Here is a 3,115-nt window from a genome sequence, read left to right on the forward strand (position 1 = left end):
CCCGAACCGCTGAGCGCCCTGGTCGGGCGCGCGGAGGAGCTCGCGCAGGTGGGCACCTGCCTGCGCCGGGCCCGGCTGACGACGCTGGTGGGGACCGGGGGAGCGGGCAAGACCCGCTTGGCGCTGGCCGTGCTGGCCGCCGCGCGCGACGGGTTCCCGGCGGGGACGACCTGGGTGGACGTCGCCGCCCTGGACGACCCCGCGGCCCTCGCCCGGGTCGTCGCCTCCGCCCTGGGCGGGCAGGACCCCGGCGGGGGCGGCCCGCTGCGGGCGGCGGTCGAGCACGTGGGCGACGGCGTCGCCCTGCTCGTCCTGGACAGCTGCGAGCACCTCGCCGCCGCGTGCGCGGACCTGGTGCGGGAACTGCTGAGCGGCTGCCCCGGGCTGCGGGTCCTGGCCACCTCCCGCGAACCGCTCGCGGTGCACGGGGAGGTGCTCTGCCCGGTCGCGCCGCTGCCGCTGCCGCCGGGGACGGTCCGCTCGGCGGCGGAGGCGGCGCGCTCTCCGGCCGTGCAGCTGTGGTGCGAGCGGGCGGCGGCCGCCTGGCCCGGTTTCGCGCTCGGCGACGCCAACGCCGCGACCGTCGCGGGGCTGTGCCGCCGCCTCGACGGCCTGCCGCTGGCGATCGAGCTGGCGGCCGCGCGCCTGCGGGTGCTGTCCCTGGAGGAGGTCGCCGACGCCCTGGAGCAGCGCCTGGAGGTGCTCGTCGCCACCGACCGCGGCCTGCCCGACCGCCACCGCACGCTGCGCGCCACCCTGGAGTGGAGCTACCGCCTGCTGCCGCGGGACGAGCAGCGGCTGCTCGCCGAGCTGGCCACCTTCCACGGCGCCTTCACCCTCGACGCGGCCGACGGCGTGCGCACGCCGGACCCGCCGGGGCGCTCGACCCTCGAACTCGTCTCCGCGCTGATCGACCGTTCGCTGCTCGCGGTCGCCGACCGCGGCCGGCCCACCCGGTACCGGCTGCTGGAGAGCGTGCGGGTGTTCGCCGCCGAGCACCTGTCCATCGAGCAGGCGCACGACGCCGCGCAGCGGCACCTGGCCCACTACGCGGCGCTCGCGCACGTCGCGCGGGCGCGGCTGACGGGGCCGACGCAGCAGCGGTGGCTGGACCTCCTGGACGGCGACGTGGCCGACCTCATCGGGGCGCTGCAGTGGTCCGTGGGCACCGGCGGGGCCGCCGGCGCGTCCCCCGAGGACGGGTTGCGGCTGGTGTCGGCGCTGTGGCGGTTCTGGTACCTGCGCGGCCACTACGCGGTGGGGCGGCACTGGCTGGACGCCGCCCTGGGCGCCGCGCCGTCGGCGCCGCCGGACCTGCGCGCCGAGGCGCTGGGCGCGGCCGGCAGGTTCGCCTACCTGCAGGGCGACTACGCCCTCGCGCAGCAGCGGCTGGAGGAGGCGCTGCACCTGCAGCGCTCCCTGGGCGACGCCGCGGGCACCGCGCACGTGCTGCAGTCCCTGGGCTCGGTGGCCCGCGAGCGCGGCGACTACGCGCGCAGCCGCGCGCTGCACCGCGACAGCCGGGAGCGGTGGCGGGCCGCGGGCCGCCCGGAGGAGGTGGCCCGCTCCTGCAACTACCTGGGTTTCGTCGCCTGGCTGGACTGCTCGTGGGAGGAGGCGCTGCAGGAGTGCGCCGGCGCGCTGGAGTTCTTCTCCTCGGCCGCCGACGGGGAGGGCCGGGCGTGGTCGCTGCTCGTGCAGGGCGCCGTCGCCGCCTCGCGCGGGCAGCTGCCCGCCGCGCACGCGCTGCTGGGCGAGAGCCTGCAGCACTCCGGTTCCACCGGTTACCGCGAGGGCGTGGCGTGGTCGCTGAACCTGCTGGGCGTGGTGGCGCTGCGCGAGGACGACGCGGCGAGCGCGCGGGACCTGCTGGCCGAGAGCCTGCGCACCCACTGGCAGCTGGGGGACCGCTGGCGCTCGGCCAGCGTGCTGGACGCCCTGGCCGCCGCCGAGCTGCGCGCGGGACGGGCGCCGTGGGCGGGCCACCTGCTCGGCGCGGCGCAGGGGTTGCGCTCGCGCCTGGCCGTCCCCGTGCCGGGGGTGGAGCGCCACGACCTCGCCGCGCTCACGGCGGCGCTGCTGGCGGCGCTGGGCGACGAGCGCTCGGCCGACGCGCGCGCGGCCGGCCGGCGGGCACCGCTGGAGCACACCGTCCAGCGGGCGCTGGCTCGCCCCGGCGGGCAGCAGCGTCCGCGGTGAGGGCGCCGGCGTCAAGGATCCTGCAAGGACCCGGGAGCACCGTGACGCGGTCCGGCGGCCCGCCGGGGAACCGTCCGGGGAGCAGCCGTGCCGATGCCCGTCGCGACCGGTGGCGGGGCCCGCGGCGCCGCCGCGCTGACCGTCACCTCCCTCACCTGCGTGCAGCTCAGCGACGCCTGGTCGGTCCCGCTGCTCGGCACCGCGGGAGCCGCCGGGACGGCGTGGCTGCGCGCCACCTCCGGCGCCCTGGTCCTGCTGGCGCTCGTGCGCCCGCGGGTGCGCCGCCTGACGGCCCAGCAGTGGCGGGCGGTCGTGCCCCTCGGCCTCGCCGGCGCGGTGCTCAGCGCCTGCTTCCTCGCGGCGCTGGAGCGCCTGCCGCTGGGCACGGTCGTGGCCGTGGAGTTCCTGGGGCCCCTGGCGCTGGCCGTGCGCACGCGCGGGCGGGGACGCCTGCTGTGGCCCGCGATGGCCCTGGCCGGGGTGCTGGCCCTGACCCGGCCGTGGCGCGGGGACGCCGACCCCGCCGGCCTGGCGCTCGCGGCCGCGGGAGCGCTGGCGTGGGCGGCCTGCATCGTGCTCACCGCCCGGGTCGGCCGGTGCGTCCAGGGGCTGCACGGCGTCGCGCTGGCCCTGCCGGTCACCGCCGCGTGCCTGACGCCCCGGGGAGCCGCCACGGCCGTGGCCCACCTGGACGCCGCGACGGCCTGCCGGGCGCTGGGGCTGGCGGTGCTCATGCCCGTGCTGCCCTCGGTGCTGGAGCTGATCGCCCTGCGGCGGCTGCCGGCGGCGACGTTCGCGACCCTCACCGCCCTGGAACCCGCCCTCGCGGCGGCGGTCGGAGCGATCGTGCTGCACCAGCGGCTGGGGCTCCCCGGCGCGCTGGGCATCGCCCTCGTGGTGGCGGGCGGTGCCGGTG

2 protein-coding genes are annotated in these 3,115 nt (G+C 79.5%); both read left to right on the forward strand.

Annotation, left to right across the window (positions count from 1 at the left end; translation table 11 throughout):
* The coding region (locus GTR00_RS17770) for an ATP-binding protein (protein ID WP_166612909.1) at window positions 1-2,199 on the forward strand (2,199 nt) is incomplete at its 5' end.
* A gap of 93 nt (window positions 2,200-2,292) precedes the next feature.
* On the forward strand, window positions 2,293-3,115 hold an 823-nt coding region (locus GTR00_RS17775), incomplete at its 3' end, for an EamA family transporter (RefSeq protein WP_166612910.1).

It is taken from the genome of Kineococcus indalonis (genome assembly GCF_009906395.1).
GTDB classification, from domain to species: Bacteria; Actinomycetota; Actinomycetes; order Actinomycetales; family Kineococcaceae; genus Kineococcus; species Kineococcus indalonis.